Origin of the sequence: Thermoleptolyngbya sp. PKUAC-SCTB121, from assembly GCF_016919485.1 — a bacterium.
In the GTDB taxonomy this organism is placed as follows: domain Bacteria; phylum Cyanobacteriota; class Cyanobacteriia; order Elainellales; family Elainellaceae; genus Thermoleptolyngbya; species Thermoleptolyngbya sichuanensis.
The window spans coordinates 1,661,666-1,678,252 of sequence record NZ_CP070366.1 but is presented as its reverse complement, the minus strand read 5'-3'; the positions used below and the strand labels follow the sequence as shown (position 1 = coordinate 1,678,252).

14 protein-coding genes are annotated in these 16,587 nt (G+C 55.4%); 7 read left to right on the top strand and 7 right to left on the bottom strand.

Annotated elements, in window-relative coordinates; translation table 11 throughout:
• Window positions 1-307 precede the first annotated feature (307 nt).
• The 3 genes from JTM80_RS07070 to JTM80_RS07060 form a co-directional block, all read right to left on the bottom strand.
• Complete coding sequence (locus tag JTM80_RS07070; protein WP_205370852.1) at window positions 308-1,846, bottom strand: polysaccharide biosynthesis protein; 1,539 nt, start codon at window positions 1,844-1,846, stop codon at window positions 308-310.
• A 465-nt stretch (window positions 1,847-2,311) separates the two neighbouring features.
• A complete protein-coding gene (locus JTM80_RS07065; RefSeq protein ID WP_255548890.1) occupies window positions 2,312-2,839 on the bottom strand; it encodes a transposase in 528 nt (175 codons plus the stop codon).
• 469 nt (window positions 2,840-3,308) lie between these two features.
• On the bottom strand, window positions 3,309-4,505 hold the full coding sequence (locus JTM80_RS07060; RefSeq protein ID WP_205370850.1) for a phosphoadenosine phosphosulfate reductase family protein: 1,197 nt from the start codon (window positions 4,503-4,505) through the stop codon (window positions 3,309-3,311).
• Window positions 4,506-5,002: 497 nt separating this feature from the next.
• On the opposite strand from JTM80_RS07060, the gene JTM80_RS07055 reads away from it, so the two are divergent.
• Complete coding sequence (locus tag JTM80_RS07055; RefSeq protein ID WP_255548889.1) at window positions 5,003-7,030, top strand: DNA phosphorothioation-associated putative methyltransferase; 2,028 nt, start codon at window positions 5,003-5,005, stop codon at window positions 7,028-7,030.
• Window positions 7,031-7,199: 169 nt separating this feature from the next.
• Window positions 7,200-9,452 (top strand): AAA family ATPase, encoded by a 2,253-nt coding sequence (locus JTM80_RS07050; RefSeq protein WP_205370848.1) that lies wholly within the window; start codon window positions 7,200-7,202, stop codon window positions 9,450-9,452.
• Window positions 9,453-9,485: 33 nt separating this feature from the next.
• On the opposite strand, the gene JTM80_RS07045 is transcribed toward JTM80_RS07050, so the two are convergent.
• Window positions 9,486-10,157 (bottom strand): biopolymer transporter ExbD, encoded by a 672-nt coding sequence (locus JTM80_RS07045; RefSeq protein WP_172353252.1) that lies wholly within the window; start codon window positions 10,155-10,157, stop codon window positions 9,486-9,488.
• Window positions 10,158-10,231: 74 nt separating this feature from the next.
• Window positions 10,232-10,945 carry a MotA/TolQ/ExbB proton channel family protein gene (locus tag JTM80_RS07040; protein WP_172353253.1) on the bottom strand — a complete coding sequence of 238 codons (714 nt, stop codon included), beginning with the start codon at window positions 10,943-10,945 and terminating at the stop codon, window positions 10,232-10,234.
• Window positions 10,946-11,620: 675 nt separating this feature from the next.
• Here JTM80_RS07040 and JTM80_RS07035 point away from each other — a divergent pair.
• A complete protein-coding gene (locus JTM80_RS07035) occupies window positions 11,621-13,036 on the top strand; it encodes a tetratricopeptide repeat protein (protein ID WP_205370846.1) in 1,416 nt (471 codons plus the stop codon).
• A gap of 33 nt (window positions 13,037-13,069) precedes the next feature.
• On the opposite strand, the gene JTM80_RS07030 is transcribed toward JTM80_RS07035, so the two are convergent.
• Window positions 13,070-13,753, bottom strand: coding sequence for a TraX family protein (locus tag JTM80_RS07030; protein ID WP_225906785.1), 684 nt, complete (start codon window positions 13,751-13,753; stop codon window positions 13,070-13,072).
• Between the two features lie 248 nt (window positions 13,754-14,001).
• Between JTM80_RS07030 and JTM80_RS07025 the strand changes: the two genes are divergently transcribed.
• From JTM80_RS07025 to JTM80_RS07015, 3 genes are all read left to right on the top strand, one after another.
• Window positions 14,002-14,505 carry a hypothetical protein gene (locus JTM80_RS07025; protein WP_172353255.1) on the top strand — a complete coding sequence of 168 codons (504 nt, stop codon included), beginning with the start codon at window positions 14,002-14,004 and terminating at the stop codon, window positions 14,503-14,505.
• Between the two features lie 103 nt (window positions 14,506-14,608).
• Window positions 14,609-14,911 (top strand): 30S ribosomal protein S14, encoded by a 303-nt coding sequence (gene rpsN / locus JTM80_RS07020; protein ID WP_172353256.1) that lies wholly within the window; start codon window positions 14,609-14,611, stop codon window positions 14,909-14,911.
• Window positions 14,912-15,035: 124 nt separating this feature from the next.
• On the top strand, window positions 15,036-15,413 hold the full coding sequence (locus JTM80_RS07015) for a hypothetical protein (RefSeq protein WP_172353257.1): 378 nt from the start codon (window positions 15,036-15,038) through the stop codon (window positions 15,411-15,413).
• Between the two features lie 19 nt (window positions 15,414-15,432).
• On the opposite strand, the gene JTM80_RS07010 is transcribed toward JTM80_RS07015, so the two are convergent.
• Window positions 15,433-15,909 (bottom strand): methylmalonic aciduria and homocystinuria type D protein, encoded by a 477-nt coding sequence (locus JTM80_RS07010; protein WP_205370845.1) that lies wholly within the window; start codon window positions 15,907-15,909, stop codon window positions 15,433-15,435.
• 189 nt (window positions 15,910-16,098) lie between these two features.
• Here JTM80_RS07010 and JTM80_RS07005 point away from each other — a divergent pair, with 189 nt between their 5' ends.
• Window positions 16,099-16,542 carry a DUF1269 domain-containing protein gene (locus JTM80_RS07005; protein WP_172353259.1) on the top strand — a complete coding sequence of 148 codons (444 nt, stop codon included), beginning with the start codon at window positions 16,099-16,101 and terminating at the stop codon, window positions 16,540-16,542.
• Window positions 16,543-16,587: the final 45 nt, after the last annotated feature.

Here is a 16,587-nt window from a genome sequence, read left to right as displayed (position 1 = left end):
AGCCGGATTGGAAATCCATCTCCCGCTCTGGGAGAGGGACTTAGGGTGAGGGTTGCAAAAGTGGGATGCACTCTCATCCAATTCTCCACTTTCCACTGATACGGGGAAAGGTAATTATAAAAAGGCGATCGCCCCTTGGCTGTTGGCAATCTCAACGCAGATTGAAAGCGCGGTTGAAATTGCCAACACTCGGAGCCAACTGCAAAACGCCTCGTTCGCCCCACCCACAGCACACGTCAAACTCAGCCTGATCAAGGCGCAGACATACTAAAGCGCGCTCACTATAGGCTTAATCTTGGCGATCGCTTCAACGAGTGCTGAGACTGCCGCTGTGACCAACACTATGACTGGCGCTGTTTCGATACTTGGCAGATAGGCTTTCAATAAACAAGCGAATCGTGGGCTGATGGCTATCTAGCGTTGCCCCGTCCAACTGAAGGTACTCAGGATCAGTGCCCCAGTTCAGCACCTTCGAGAGCAACTCAATCGGTGCTTGAGAATAGATGGAGCAAGCAACCTTCATAATGCATTCAGCAAGGGCTTGCTTGATTTGGCTATCGGCACTTGTAGGATCATTGAGAACCTTCCGCACAGCCACCAACTCAGCTTCTAGACGCTCAAAACAGCAGGGCAAAACAGGCGTAACGATAAAGTCGCCGGACGCATCAACTCGACTTGAAACTTTTTCGATCGCGTTGACTAATAAGTTAAACGCCGACGGATCATCCCAGTCTACATTGCCCCGAAAGAAGCCCTCTTCATAGCCGACGGGCGAACCCTGAAAATAAATTGGGATGTTCTTTCCAGATTGCAGGATCTTGTATAAAGCAACCTCTAGGGTTTCAACCGGCCAGCCCAGATTTCGACAGACCAAAAATTCTAGCTCTCCGGGTTTGGAGACGACGAGACTATTCAGCAGCAGGCTGACGGCTTCATGAACATTTTGACCACAAACATACTTATCAGGAGCATGAATGTTGACAATTTTCCCGTGCCTGACCTTTTGATCAAACTGTTCACAGGCGGCGCTATTGTCCAGCATGTGGGTAAATCTCACCATGCCATACACGGTTAAGCCTGACCGAGCCGCCTGATCAAAGAGCCACTCACACACCTTTTTGGTGGCTGCATAGACTTCTCCAGTAACATAGCGCGATGCCTTCCCTGTTGAGGAGAATATACACTTTTTGACCCCATATTTTTCGCAGAATCGAATCACATTATGAGTTCCCATAATATTCGTCAAAACAGCATCTCTAACGCGCTGCTCTGCCATTCCAGGAAGGCGTATGGCTGCCAGATGAAATACGAGGTCGGGCTTTTCTTGGAGGAAAACCTTCTCTAGTTCATTCTGATCTCTGATGTCGATGTTATAGAATGTGAATTGCTCAACCGAATCATGATCTTCGTTCAGAGAAGACGATTCATCTAGCCATAAGTCCAGGCAAATAATCTTCTCAGGCTCAAAGGTCTTCAATTCCTGAATCAGTTGACTGCCGACGCAACCATTTCCACCCGTCACCAGAATACGCCGACCCTTGACCTGCTCTGCGACCAAATCTCGGTAGCAGTGAACCCGACGGTTCCAGGCATCTGCAAAGGGATCTTCCCTCAGTTGTCCAGCCGCTTGATAGACCTTCGTGAGTTCCTGGGTCAAGTTTGCTAGCTGGCTCAAGACTTGTTCATCCTCTGGCTCAGGAGAACCAGCAGGGACAAGCATCTTAATGTCATGGATAATCTCAATTCTTGATCTTAAAGAAGGTTTTGTATTGTTGCCTGAATTCGGGCATTTTTCGGGTGCTTCATTCGTTCCCAAAGCGAAACCCTGATCTACCGATGTCAGCATGGTCAAAGAGTTCCTTGAATGAGTGGTTAAGCGTAGATTCCCTGTCTTCTTGACCTCGGACGTTCCTCGCAACAGACATGCCGCCGTCCGACGACGCAGATCCGATAACTTAGATCTGACAATATAAAAATGAGCACCTCGAAAAATTCAGATCCTCTTGAATGGCTACGAGAAAACAAAGGTTTCAGGCTCCTAAAATTCTCAATAAGGCAATTAATCGAAGTGACCAAATGTAATTCTGAAGATGCTTATCTAATAAAGAGGCATCGTGGAGATACTTTGAGGAGTGAGAACAAAGCTCCTTGTTCAAAAATTATTAGCTTCACTATTTGCTAAACGCATCCGTGTGGTGCAAGTGAATGCGAATCTTTACGGAGAAAACTGAAATTATGAAGCTTCAGTGATTGCCTGTCTTAACAAAAATTCATGTAATACAAGTAAATAAAAGGCTGAAAAAAGCCGGAATCATAAAGCTTTTACAATTGGGTAGCACCTGCTCAATCGCCTCGCTGCGTTAGGCGCGCTGTCTGCCCATAAGCTATCTGCCTCATTGTCGTCGTCCAATAAATGTCCCAACACTTGCGAATCATGCACTGCTGCATCGGTGACTTGATACTGCCGGATCAAACCATACTCAGCATCGATACTGACGTGGTTTTTGTACCCAAAATGGTACACACCTCGTTTCTTCGTCCATCGAGCGTCCGTGTCTTTTTGCGCCAATCGATGCGGCTTGTCCTGCCAATCTTGAGGAATTTCGCCCTGCTTGAGTTGCTGGTTCTCTGAGTCGCTGTTGTGTTGCTGGGGCACAGGAATTAAGGTCGCATCTACAATCTGCCCTCCTTTGGCAGCATAGCCCTGCTTGATTAAGTAACCATCGAATTGCTCGAATAACGCCTCAATCAACCCCTGCTCAATCAGTTGTTTGCGAAATAACCAGACGGTTGTTGCATCAGGCACTTCATCGGACAAACTAAACCCCGTGAACTGCATGAACGACAGACGGTCACTGACTTGATCTTCCAGTTCCTCATCGCTGATGTTGCACAACTGTTACACAACCAGGCGTTTGAACATCACCACGACATCGATTGCTTTGCGTCCCGCATTGCTCTTTCGAGCTTTGTTATGGATTTGCTCCAATGTGGGTCGAAAGTTCTCCCAAGGAACAATTTGGTTGAGCCGCACCAGTTGAGCCGCACCAATAGATCTTTAGATCTTTTTTCTGCCTCAGTTTGGCTTGGCGTTCTTCCCCCTCCCAAAATCCGGCTTGGCTTATCAGTCGTCACCCTCACTCCCTCTCTGACTATGACCTCATGCCTGTCTCAACTCAAGACACTACTTAACCAATTTTTCGAGGTTCCCGCTTTAAACTTGTGTTCTTGCATTGTCTTCTCCTGTAAGTCATCTGAGCAATATCATCCAGGACATACTGCAATAGCGGCTTTCACTAGCCCATATTCTAAAGCCGATCAAAAAGGAGGGGCTGAACACTGCCGTCGGGCAGGATTTCCGGCAGCCACGCATCACCGTGGGGTTCTGTGCCGTCCCACTTGTCGGGGTATGTGCCCGCTGCGATCAGTTCTTCAATCCGTGTCAGTTCCTCATCGTTAATGAGGCTAAGGGTCGGTCGCCCCAGTCGTTCTGCGGTCTGGTTCACCTCAGCCTGAATGCCAAGCACCTGCGCCAGCATCCAGCGTCGCGCCTCTAGCGTCAGTGGCCCCAGCCGATTTTGCTTGGCCGCCAGCGACCCGTCTTTGTTGACCTCCCCATGCTTACGATGGCGATATTGCGGCTTTTTGATTTCCCAATACAGGGGGCGGAGCCGTTGCAGGGGGGCGAGATAGGCCCATTCCGGCTGGGCCACCACGCGGTCGAGGGCGGCATCCTTTTGCACCAGTGGACAGCCAATACAGCCCGTACGGGCATTGATCGGCTCCTCGCCATCACTCACATCTTGCCCATACACCTTGGCAATTTCAAACGTGGGAAAGCCTAGCTCGACATCTGCCTTCACCAGCCAGTCCCAAACGTGGCAGACGCGCCAGTGAACAATGGGAGCCAGCATATCGGCGATCGCCTCTGACGTACTCTGCTGAAACCAGCCCTGTCCGCACTCACCACCATCTTTGGTGCAGCTAAGGGCGATGCGTTGGTCACGGGCGGCGCTCTCGCCAATCCGCACTCCCGTCATCATTAGGAACTTTTCGCCCCGTTCCTGTCGCAGCACCTCTAGCTCCCGCTCCATGCTCATCACCTTGAGCTTGGGCGTACACCAGCGGAACGTGTTCGACGGCGGTGGCACTCCCCGACCCAGCATATAGACAAAGTAGCGATAGTCTAGAGCCGGCAAGACCACGCGAGTCGCGAACCCGCGCCGCTCCAGTTCCTTCAGAATTTCCAGTGCCGCCAAGTGTAATGGCGGTAGCTCTTGGCGCGTGTCGGCGTAGAGGATGGTGAGGGTTTTGGGGCGAGGGATTTGCCCTGTCTCTATCAGGTGGGCGATCAGGGTGACGGTTGCAGAAGAATCTTTGCCGCCCGAAAAAGATACTGCCCAGTGCTTGTACAGCGAACCGTAATGACACAGCGACTCTACCGATAGCGCAATGCTTTTCGACAGGGTCAGGCGTTCTTCTTCAAATAGACTCAGGGGGTTCATCAACCACGCTTTTGCATCCTCTGTCCCCCTAACCATAGCAAGAACTGGAAGCTTTGCGCTAGATATAGAGTCCGGAAGACTAAATATGAATTCTGAAGCGCTAGAGGAGTCTGAACGTTTTAAGTATAAGTATACTCAAATTCATCGTGCATTTCAAGTGCCTTCCAACTCATTCGCCAGTTATTCGCTGCAAGCACTGCGCCTCAAGTTAAGAGCTAATTTATGAAGCAAATCTTAAGAAGCCTGAAACTCTTGGCATGTGTGGCTTTGAGGTCATGTTTGCCCAGGAAAAGCGGTTTCTCGGAAATCCTTGATTAACAAGGCTTTCAGGCTCCTTTACAAATTAGCTCTAAGGAATGCCCTATGCTGGGTTTAGCGACTGGGTGAGCTTCATGAACCGCTTAGAGTCAGCACTATACCCCCCAAAGTCAAACGCCCCAAAGCCAAACGTTTCAAAGCCAGCAGATCAGGCGATTGCTTCAGATTTTGCCGAAATTGTGAATTGCGTAAATCGCAGCCCAATTGGCAAGCGGCTTCCGACTTCGCTCTACGTTCATCTCTCGGCGCTCCCAGCCCTAGAGCGATCGCTCCAAAATTATGAAACCCTGGCGCGTCAGCAGGTGCAACCCCAAACTCAGCTAGACGGGGCAACGCTCGTCAAGTTCAATACTGACCAACCCAAGGTATCTTATCTGGCTTACCCTGAGTTTGAGACCGATGCCCATCCCGCCTTATCCTGGAGCATTCAGGTTGATCTAGCTACAGCGCAAGTCACGATTCGTAACTATAGCCGCACTGATAACCCGCCAGTGCTGCATCGCAAGGAGACTTTTGTCACCGCTGACTATCCGCTGTATGAGCGTTTTGTAGAACTGACTCGTCAGGAAGAGGCACTCGGGCTACTCAATCAATCGCGGGAAATTGGCACCCGTGAGGGCTGGGCAAAGCGTCTGCTGGACTGCCGGATCGAGATTCATGGCCATGTCCTAGCTTGTCCGGTTGCTCAAATCCCTGGAGTTGCTCAGCCCAAAATCGAGCGCCACAAAGCTGCCCTCGTCCGCAACGAGCTTTCCAAGCCCGTGAGGATTGCGCTAGAGGCGGGATTATTTACCCCTGGCGCGACCTTCTTTGACTATGGCTGTGGGCATGGGAGCGACGTAGAGCGCGTGGGCGATCGCGGCTACACCAGTTCTGGCTGGGACCCCTACTATCGTCCTGATTCTGCCTGTACATCGGCTGATATCGTCAACCTGGGTTATGTCATCAACGTCATCGAAGACCCGGCAGAACGGCGAGAGGCATTGCTCAAAGCCTGGGAACTGACCAGGAAGGTGCTGATTGTCGCCGCGCAAGTGCTGATCGAAGACTCGACACGCGGCATGATGGCCTACGGGGATGGGGTGATTACCCGCCGCAATACGTTCCAGAAGAATTACAGTCAGGAGGAACTGAAAAGTTATATCGACCAAGTGCTGGGCGTGGACGCAATCCCGGTTGCGCTGGGCATCTACCTGGTGTTTCGGGACGAGGCTCAGGCGCAGACGTTCCGGGTTTCCCGATGGCGATCGCGTGCCACGACTCCCAGAGTCAAAGCCAGCGTCAAGCGATTTGAGCAGTATAAGGAAATGCTGGCTCCCCTGATGGCATTTTTCACCGACCGGGGACGGTTGCCCATTGAGGAGGAACTTCAGGAGTTTGCGGCGCTGCAATCGGAATTTGGAACGCTACGACGCGCCTTCCAGTTGGTTCTTCAGGCAACAGAGCGTCAGGAATGGGATGCCATCAGCGAGAAGCGCCGCCAGGATTTGCTGGTTTATCTTGCCCTCAGTCATTTTGGCACGCGCCCAAAACTGCGCCATCTCGCCCCCATCGTTCAGCACGATATTAAGGCATTATTTGGCAGCTACCAGCAAGCCTGTACCGCAGCAGATTTGATGCTGCTGCGCTTGGGGAATTGGGAAGTGATGGCGGAGCGGTGTCAGTCCAGCGCGATTGGCAAAAAGCTATCGAACTCCCTCTGGGTTCATGTCTCTGCCTTGGATGCGCTCGATCCCCTGCTTCGGCTTTACGAGGGCTGTGCCTCTCGCACGATTGGTCGCCCCGAAGAAGCAACATTGGTCAAGTTTCATACTCGCAAGCCCAAAATTTCTTACCTGTTCTATCCAGACTTCGATCGCGACCCGCACCCCTGTCTCCGCACCAGTATGCAGATTGACTTGCAAGATCTACACGTCAGCTATCGGGATTACGATCCAGAAGATAACCCACCTGTGTTGCATCAAAAGGAGTTGCTGGTGCAGCCCGACTATCCGCTCTATGAAAAGTTTGCCAAACTGAGTCAGCAGGAGGCAGATTGGGGGCTATTGGATGATTTGAGTAAGATCCGAGATCGCTGGGGATGGCAGAAATGCCTGGAAGAACACTGTGCGGCGTTGAAGGGTCATCGGGTCGTGTGGCGGAAGGATGCTGATCCATATCGGGTGAAGCTGATGCAGTCTGCTAGACGGCAATTCCGCGAAGTATGATCAATTGGAACAGAGGACGGAGCAAGTGGAGCGCATTCTCATGTCTAGAGTCAGGCGATCGCAGTCGCATGGCAAATTCTAGCCTGACTTACGATCGCAATCACAAAGCTCAGATCTAAGCGACCAACACTCCAAAAAGCCGCACTAATCGCCCTCGGCGCAGTAGACGATGGACTTGTTTGAGCAGCATCGACAGCAGATCACCGCCGCCGAAGCGCCCCTAGCAGCTCGAATGCGGCCGCGCACCCTAGCAGAATACATTGGGCAGGAGCATATCTTGGGCGAGGGGCGACTGCTGCGCCGTGCTATTCAGGCAGACCAGCTTTCGTCGCTGATTTTCTACGGGCCGCCGGGAACGGGTAAAACGACGCTGGCGATGGTGATTGCTAACACGACCCGCGCCCGCTTTCTGTCGATTAACGCAGTGCTAGCGGGGGTGAAGGAGATTCGAGAGGCGATCGCCCTTGCCCAGGAAACCCGTGGCATGTACGGTCAGCGCACGATTCTGTTTGTGGACGAGGTGCATCGATTTAACAAATCTCAGCAAGATGCGCTGCTACCTTGGGTGGAAAACGGCACGGTGATCCTGATCGGCGCAACGACCGAGAATCCCTACTTTGAGGTGAATAAGGCGCTAGTCAGCCGTTCGCGGGTGTTTCAACTCAAGCCGCTAACGGAACAGGACTTGGAACGAGTGCTGGATCAGGCATTACAGGAGGGCGATCGCGGCTATGGAACGCGACAGGTTCAGATTGATCCAGACGCTCGCACGCATCTGATCAACGTTGCCAATGGCGATGCTCGCACATTGCTGAACGCGCTGGAACTCGCCGTTGAAACCACGCCTGCGAATTCAGAGGGAACGATTCACGTCACGCTGGAGGTTGCTGAAGAATCGATTCAGAAACGGGCGGTTTTATACGATAAGGAAGGCGATGCCCACTTCGACACCATCAGTGCCTTTATCAAAAGCCTGCGCGGTTCCGACCCGGACGCGGCCCTCTATTGGCTGGCCCGCATGGTCTACGCAGGCGAAGATCCGCGCTTTATCTTTCGGCGGATGCTGATCCTGGCGGGCGAAGATGTGGGCATGGCCGACCCCAATGCCGTGGTCGTTGTCCATGCCTGCGCCGAAGCCTTTGACCGGGTGGGGATGCCGGAGGGTCGCTATCCGCTGGCCCAGGCGGCGTTGTATCTGGCGACCTGCCCCAAATCCAACAGCGTCATGGCGTTTTTTGATGCGCTGGCGGCGGTGGAACGCGAACGCGAAGCCGAAGTGCCGACCCACCTGCGCGATGCCAACCGAGACAAGGACGGCTTTGGGCATGGCAAGGGCTATCTCTATCCCCATTCCTATCGGGAGCATTGGGTGGCGCAGCAGTATCTTCCAGGCAGCTTGCAGGGGCAAGTCTTCTATCAACCGTCGGAGCAGGGCTACGAGGGGCGCATTCAGCAGGACGTGGCGCGGCGGCGCGAGGCGCAATTGGCGGCGCTGGTGGAGGGTGTGGGCGTGGCGCTGCCGGAGGTGCTGACCTTTGGCCCGGCCGATGCGGGCGTAGAGCGGTGGCTGCAACGGACGCTGAGCCAGTCTGGGGAACGGCTGGCCCAGGTGCGCGATCGCCTCTTTGCGCTGGCTCCGCCCCAGCGGCATCACCTGATTCTCGACCTGAATGCGGGCAGTGGCTTGTTGACGTGGGAGGCAGTGCGGCTCGTTCCCGAAGGCGGAGTCTACGCCTGTGCGCCCCAGCAGCAGGATGCAGCCGCGCTGCAAGAACAGTCGGCCGCGCTGCCGGAACTGCTGCGTCCCGTTGTGCTGCACAGCGCGATCGCCGATTTACCCGCTGTGCTACACGCCGAGTGTCCAAGCCTGCGTTTCGAGCGGCTCATGGGTCGGAACGTGTTTTTGAATGCGATCGCCCCTCCCGACACCTGGCTCCAAGCCTGGAAATTGCTGCTGCAACCTGAAGGGTATCTGCTCCTGGCAGAGACAATACCTCGTCATACGCAGCGCCTGCACCAGCTCATTCCCTCAGACCGCATTCCATCCAGGCTACTGAATCGCTGGCGCAAGGCGGAGGAACAGCTTTACGAAAGCGCCGCGGTCTGGAGCATGACCTGGAATGTACAAGACCTGGAAACGCTATTTGATCAAGCAGGGTTCACCGCAGAGATTGCGCTGGAACACACGCAAACGGAACTGCTGATTTCACCCGCGCTGATTGACCGCTGGTTTGCATCTGCCAGTGCCAAGCCCACCTATGCGGAACAGATCCGCGAATTCCTCTCGGATGCAGATCTGAACCAAATTCAGACGCTATTACGCCAATGCTTGAGCCACCAGACAGTGCAGTGGCAGGGAGCGATCGCCTTCGTCAAAGCCCAGTCAAAGCCCAGCCCAAGCCCTGCCCAAGCCCTGATCTAAACTCTAAACATTTCAAAGTATTTAGGGCTAAATCTAGGGCTGACCCGCAGGCGGTAGCGTCGGAGTGCGAGGAGTGGTCTGACCTGCGCCAGCGCCACCCGGTTGGGCAGGACCGCCGCCATTGCTGCGGGGCAGCGGTGCAGCAGGCGTTCCCAGCGGATCACCCGGCACGGTCGGCAAGCCAAAGGGATCGAGCGGCGTTCCTGGATTTCCCAGACCAGGATTATTCAACCCTGACGCTCCACCGGGCGTTGAAAAGCCAGGTTGACCCGGTGCAAACTGGTCGGTTGGCTCTTGGGTACTGGGCGTGACGGCCAGCGCCACGCGATCGCCCCCCACGGCCCGCAGCAAGTCCAGCACCCGCACCACGCTGTCGTAGCTGGCGTAGGGCGGCGCATTCAGCACGATCGTTCCATCGGGCGACTCTTGCTGAAACTGCTGCACCAACTGCACCAAGCGCGCCTCGTCCACCGGGTCTTCATCCCAGTACAGCGTGCCCACTGGGTCGATCGTCACAATTTTGGTTTGTCGCATCTGGGCGACACCCGTAGAAGCCCTGGGCAAATCGGTGTTAATCGCAAACTGGCGCGTCAGCGACACCGCCGCCAAGATAAAGAAAGTGAGGATACAAAAGATCACGTCGATCAGCGGAATTAGCTCGATCCGCACGTCGTCTTGCTGCGATCCGGGGTTGAGGATTTTCATAGCCAGCGGTTTGGAGAAACGTTAGGGAGATGGGGTGAGACAGCCCCTGTGCTGAAACGGGCGGGCTAAAACCCTCAGGACGGCTCTGCGGCTTCGGCGCTGGTGCCCGAAGGGTCTGGGGCGATCGCGCTGGAGTTGACCCGTTTGGCGATGCGTCCGGCATCCTGACTACTCCAGGTTTTGCGATAGAGCAGTTCTAGCTCGTTGCCCGCCTTTTGGAAAATCTTGGCCTGTTGAGCAATCAGCCCTTGAAACACGCGATAGAAAGCCAGCGACAGAATCGCGATAATCAGCCCCGTGGCGGTGGTAATCAGCGCTTCAGAAATGCCCAGCGTCACGTTTTCTGTCGCCGTCGTGCCCAGATCGCCCAGCCGAATCGAGCCGAGGGAGTTGATCAGCCCCAGCACCGTTCCCAGCAGACCCAGCAGCGGGGCGATCGCAATCACGGCTTCCAAAATCTTGTCGCCCTTGTGCATGGCGGCGAGTTCTTCCTGGGCGCTGGCTTCCATCGCCAACTGCACCACGTCCGGCTCCTGGTCTTTTAGCTCCAGACCCGCATTCAAAAAGCGCCCAATCGGCTGATCGATGGCGCTGCGGGCCAAATCTCCCGCCGATCGCCAGTCGCGCTGGGCTGCTTCTAGCACCCGTCCGGCAGTTTCTCGTTCACGGGTCAAAATTTTCCACCAAAAGAGGACGCGCTCGATCACCACCGTTAGCGACAGGATCGAGAGCAGCAGCAGCGGCCACATCACAAAGCCGCCCTTAGAAAAAAGCTCACCAATGTTCACAGTATTTTTTGTCCTCCATCCATGACTGGTGGGTACGCGAATCGGGAGGGGTTCTGGCTTAAAATCCGGTATCCGCTCCAGGCCGTCTCAATTTTAGAGAATTTTTAGCAACCTTTCCCAATCCGGTTTCAAGAGAGTCGATGAAAAGCGCTGAAGGGCTTGATTTTCCAGAGATTTTCTCAGTCTGGCATCCTTCAAAGATGGCTTTCGACCGCTCCCTTTTGCCCCCTCCTGGCAGCAAGACGTAACGCAAGGGGCTTGAGTTCTGGGTTAGACGACCCTTTAAGATTTTGGGCAAAGCTGGGCACTCTGGAGAAAACTTTGGGCAGAAGGCTTTGGGCAGAAGCTTTGGGCAGAAACTTTGGGCAGAAACTTTGGGCAGAAAACTTGGGGTATGGGTGCAGCCTGACTGAATTTGACCATTCCTGCTTAACCATTTCTGCCTCACAATTTCTGCCTGACCATTCCTGCCTGACCATTTCTGCTTCTGCTTGACAATTGCCAGACCGGAAGCGGTAATTTGCTCACTGGACTCGCTCCTGAACTGAACTCGCCACTACTGAATCATGGGGAAATATCATGGGGAAAACCGCGATGCATCGAGCGCAACGACTTTATCCTGCTCATCTACCGTCCCAACCTCTCCCGTCTCAGCCTCGATTCTTCCAACCAGCTTTGACGCGATCGCCCCATCGAAGCTGCCCTTCCACCCAGCGGTCAGGGGTGCGCGGTTCTCTGGTTGCAGGGCTGGCGGCGCTGTGGCTGGGCGGACTGGGACTGGCGGGGGCGATCGCCCAACCCGTGCCCCAGGCGGCGCAGCGGGCCTACGACAGCGGCGTTGCCAAGCTCAACAATCGCGACTACAGCGGCAGCATCGCCGACTTTACCCAGGCCCTCAGCTTTAGCCCCAGCAGCGCCGCCATCTATGCCATGCGGGGCGCGGCCTACGCTGGGTTGGGTCAGTTTGAACCGGCGATCGCCGACTACACCACTGCCCTACAACTCAACCCCACCTACGCCGATGTCTATTTCAATCGCGGCGTGGCATATTACAGCGTCGGCAATGCCAGCGCCGCCCTCAGCGACTTTAACCAGGCAGCCCAGCTTACGCCAAACCGGGCTGAGGTATCTCTCTTCCAGGGGCGGGCCCGGGCGGCAACGGGCGACCTCGACGGGGCGATCGCCGCCTTGAATCAGGCCATCGCGCTCCAGGCAAATTATCCCGAAGCCTACCTGAATCGCGGCGTGGTGCGGGCGCGACAGGGCAACCACGATGCCGCGATCGCCGACTATGACCAGGCGATCCGCCAGCGCTCGAACTATGCCGATGCCTACCTCAACCGGGGCAGTTCCCGCTTTGCCCAGGGCGACCTAGAAGCGGCCCTGCGGGACTTTAACGAGGCCGTCGCCAAAGACAATACCTCCGCCGTGGCCTATTTCAACCGGGGCTATGCGGCGGGAACCCTGGGCGATCGCCGCGCTGCCCTGTCCGACTTTAACCAGGCAATTCGGCTTGATCCGGGCTATACGGCTGCCTATATGAACCGGGGCGTGCTGCGGGCTGCAGGTGGCGACCTGGACGGAGCCATGAGCGACCTCAACCAGGCCGTGTCGCTGTCGCCAGACTATGCCCCCGCCTACAAAGCCCGCGCCGACGTGCTGATGCAGATGGGCGAACCGCAGCGGGCGATCGCCGACTATACCCGCGCCATCGAGCGTCAGCCCAACAGTGCCAGCCTGATGATGGCCCGCGCCGAGGCCCGTCTGGCCCAGAGCGATTTTGCTGGGGCCGCCCAAGACTTGACTCAGGCGATCGCCCTCGAACCCAATAACGCCCAGGTCTATGGCAAACGCGGCGCAGTGCGGCTGCGGCTAGGCGATGCCCGCAGTGCCCTCAACGACCTCAACCAGGCAACCCGGCTCAACCCGCAAGATGCCGACAGTTTCTATCACCGGGGGATTGCCAAACGGCGGCTGGGCGATCGCGCTGGGGCACTGGCCGACCTGCGCCAGTCTGCCGAGCTATATCGCCAGCAGAGCCGCGCCGAGGGCTACCGAAATGCGATCGCCGAAATGTCAGCTCTCCAATGAGCTGGGTCTGGGGTGGAGGCGATGGGCTGGGGGCTAGCCTGCTGGACGGTTCAGCCCAAACGCAGCTAGCCCAATCAGTCCAATATGGGCGGGATAAAACCAGTAAAACCATCGCGCCTTGGGGCCGCGCTCGTGGTTCGCACAGGCGAAGATCAGGGCAGCAAACCCCGCGAGAAACTGAAGATTTCCCGGCATGACCACCACCGTCAGGGCGGTGAAAATGCACCACACCGTCCACCACAGCGGCGTTGGCTTGTAGTTGCCGAGCAGCGCAATCAAAGCAATGCCATAGGCATCGTAGTTAAAGGTCGCCAACTCAGCGGCGATCGCCCCCACCAGCCAGATCAGCACTGCCCAACGGGGCCACTGCCGCGCCGCCCGCAAACACAGCAAGCCCAGCAGCAGCGTAAATAAAATATTGAAATCCTCAAATAGCGCAATCCCAAAGGTGAGTTGATAAATCGGCTGCGACAGGATTGCCATCCCCAGCAGCCGCAGCGCATACTGGCGAAAATTTTGCGTGTGGGACTCGCCCTGCACCAGCAGCCATGCAAACAGCGGAAAACTGAGCCGTCCCAAGCCATAGCAGAGCATGGCCCAGTCCGTCTCGCGCAAAAAGACGTAACCGACGTGATCGATCACCATCAGCCCCGCCGCCAGCAGCTTGATCTGGTAATTGGTCAGCGTTGCAAAACGTGCCGAAAGGTCTGAAGACACAGTGCTAAATCTAGATTTACCTGAGAGTTTCCAATCTGAAAGTCTGGCCAGGAAATTAGGGGTTTCGCTACTAGGCAACCTCAAACAAGGCTGCTAGTGTATACGTGGACTTGAGGAGCGATAGTGAAACCCTATAAACCCTAAGTTAGGGGAGACCCTAAGTTCGACCCGATTTTGACCTGAACGCACCCTTCTGTCTGACCCCTTCTGGTTTGACAATGCGCCCTTAATGCGCCCCTAGAGCAATCATGAGCAAACAACTTTCTAATCAGGCTAACAAACTCTGGACGTTGATTACGGAACCCAGCACCGCAAAAACCTATCGAGAAGCCCTAGAGGTTTCCTGGAAAATTTTAAGGGAAACTGGGAATTTTCTTTGGCTAGTGTTGTGCCTAGCGCTAGTCGGCACTGATTGGTTTTTGGAGAATTCCATCGCGGCTGGTCGCAAAACTCGCGCCTGGGTGAACGACCTAACCGCCGAAAAACCCTCGCCAGAGCAGCTTTTGACCCCTGAGACAGGCAAAAAACTGCTGGATTCGGGCAAATCAACGCTGGATTCAGTGGTCGCCGCAGCCCGCAAGCAGTTGGGATTGTCCGAAAAGCCGCCCGAACCTGTAGCGCCGCCTAGCCCGCCTGTTGCTGAGTCTAGTGGGCCCTCGGTGGTTGCTCCGTCGCCTGTTGTGGTTTCGGCTGAGAGTGTCGCCTCTGCCGAAAGTAAGCCACCTGCGGCGATCGCCTCTACCGAAGAGTAGGGCATCAGAATCGCTTGCTGCTTCAAATTTTTCTGGCAGGACTGGGATTTAAGCTGTTACAATGGAGAACGCTGTCTAAATCAAAAGGTGAATGTGAGTATTCATGGCTAAGAAGAGCATGATCGAGCGTGAGAAAAGGCGTGAAAAGCTAGCGGCAAAGTATGCTGCTAAGCGGGAAGCCCTTTTGGAAGAATTTTCAAAGGCTGAATCGCAGCAAGAAAAGCTCGAAATTCACCGGAAGATCCAGCAGCTTCCTCGCAACAGCGCCCCCACCCGCCAGCGCAACCGCTGCTGGATGACCGGCCGGCCCCGGGGCTACTACCGTGACTTTGGCTTGTCGCGTCACGTCATTCGAGAAATGGCGCACCAGGGTTTGCTCCCTGGCGTGGTGAAGTCTAGCTGGTAGAGCATTTGGGAATATTTCCCGGACAACTCTTTCTAGCTTGACTGCTTCACTGAACTGTTTGGCTTAATAGCTGGCGGCTCGTTGCCGTCAGGTTACACGACATTAAGATTTCGTCGCACAAGTCTTGAATCAGCATCCACTCCAGCCCGGACAAGTCTTTTCGAGTCCGGGCTGTTGCTATACCTATCGCATTCTGGGGCCCTGCTGTCGCCTGTTTGACCGGGAAGAGTTGCCCTACCCCTGTTGTCGGCTAGAGTGGCGCGGCAAAGAGCCAAGCTGGCGGCGCATTGGTCGGCGGCTAGTGCCCGACGTGGGGGCCCGCTCTTCGCCCTCCTACGTGGTGGAAATCCTGGGTCAGGAACACGCCAATGAACCGTTTGTGGTGACCTTGTACTGGCTTAAGCTGTCGCCGGAGCAGCGCGAGTGGTGGTATTCGCGAAAGTTAAAATCTCCAAATCCTGAGGAATTGGCGGCGCAAAACAATCTCTCTGGCTCTCCCTAGCTGCGAGTCTCCCCTCGTGCTAGCGCTGTGGAGCCGTAATTCCCAAGACCTGCTGGGCGATCGCCCCTAGCACCTCTACCGGAGCCGACGACACCAACGTAGAGGGATAAACTGCTGTCCCCAGGCAGGGATGCAAAATCACGCGACAGTTGCCGCAGCGATCCGTCGAGTAGCCCAGGGCCGCTCGCACTACGGCCACATCGTCCAGCGGCAGTGTGCCCCTGGCAGAGAGAATCGGCCAGCCCGTACGCGGGTCGAACAGGTCTGCCAGGTACCCCTGCTGCTGGAGTGCCAGGGCGATCGCCCTCCCTTGGTTCAGGAAGTGCGATCGCAGCTTTTCCTTTTCTTGCTCTGTGTCGAGCATCCGCGCTAGCAGCGCAAACTGGCTGGGTTGCAGCATTACTAGCACCGACGCAATCGCCTGCGGCCAGGCAGGCAGCAGCCGCGACTGGTGCTGCAAAATATAGTCGCTGGGCGGATGGATGGAATACTGCACAAGACTTTCTTAAACCCGTCTTTACCAAAAGGGTCAGACAAACCCGTTAGGATTCAGAACGCTGGGCTACGCCATTTTAGGCGAATCACTCACCCTATTGCACGGGTCCCCCAAAAGCACGGGCTGAGCCTCCTTAACGGCCAGAGAACAAGCTACCAAGCTACCAAGCTACAAGTGAACTACTAACTTATGAGCGAATTAATTGTCGTGGTGTTTGACCAAAAGCTGGCAGCCGACCATGCGCTGCTGGATCTGCTGGGGCGCGAGCAGTCCCATCTGGCAGATTTTGAAGATGCGGTGGTCGTAACCAAAAATGCACAGGGAAAAATCCGGGTCAAAGCCTACCACGACCTGCTGGAGCCTGTGGGCGAACTGAGCAACGACCTGTGGGGCGGCATCCTGAGCGCAGTGGTGTTTCATCGCTCGCTGACGATCGCCCAGGAAATCTTTAACCCCGATTTCCTCATCCAGGTTGAAGAGGCACTCCAACCCAATTCGTCTGCGCTGCTGGTACTGGTTCACGCCGAAGCCGCAGAGCGTGTCGTCGAAGAACTGTTTGCGTTCAGCCCCATCGTTATCAGAACGCCGCTGCCGGATGCCAAACGCGAAGCCCTCAAGCAGGCAGTGTCCTAAGGGTTTTATCTCTAGAAACCCCGTAGACGCTTGACGAGCCATCCA